Annotated in this window: 1 protein-coding gene; it reads right to left on the bottom strand. The window is 75.7% G+C overall.

Going from position 1 to position 672, the window contains the following annotated elements:
- A partial coding sequence (locus I9P22_RS24355) for an ABC transporter transmembrane domain-containing protein (RefSeq protein ID WP_269846677.1) occupies positions 1-672 on the bottom strand: 672 nt, incomplete at both ends.

Raw genomic sequence — 672 nt, 5'->3', positions numbered from 1 at the left:
CGCCGGCGCACCCTGCCCGGCGATCACCGGGCGCACGCGCAGCTCGGCCGCCAGCGCCCGCGCCGCGGCATCGGCGGCGGCCCAGTTGTGCCAGGCCGCCGCCAGCTCGCGCAGCGGCTGGAAGAATTCCGGCGCGATCAGCAGCAGGAACAGCGCCTGGGCAACGGTCAGCGGCCCATCCCAGGTGCCGAAGCCGATCTCGCCCAGCAGCGAGAAGCCGCAAAACACCGCCATCATCGCGATGCCCAGCGCCGCGAACAGCTCCAGCACGGTCGAGCTGAGGAAGGCGATGCCCAGCACCCGCATCGCGGCGCGCCGCAAGCCCTCGGCAGCGCGGGCGAAATCCCCCGCCAGCGCCGCCGAGGCGCCCAGCAGGCGAATATCCGGCAGCGCCCCGACCCGGTCGGCCAGAAGCGCGCCCATGTCGGTCATGCCGTCCAGCTGCGCGCGGCTGGCGCGGCCGGCGGCATGGCCGATCAGCGCCATGAACAGCGGAATCGCCGGCCCGGCCAGCAGCAGGATCAGCCCCGCCGCCCAGGAAACGGCAAAGGCGCAGGCCAGGATCGCGGCGGGCAGGACCGCGACGCGCAGCCGCGCCACCGCATGGCGGGCGGCAAAGGGCCGCAGCAGCGCCGCCTGGTCGCCGGCCAGCGCCGCGAAGGCCCCGGCGCG

It is taken from the genome of Paracoccus binzhouensis (assembly GCF_016446475.1).
Taxonomy (GTDB): Bacteria; Pseudomonadota; Alphaproteobacteria; order Rhodobacterales; family Rhodobacteraceae; genus Paracoccus; species Paracoccus binzhouensis.
Note: the sequence above shows the minus strand (reverse complement) of the source record. Positions and strands in the feature narration are given on the sequence as shown.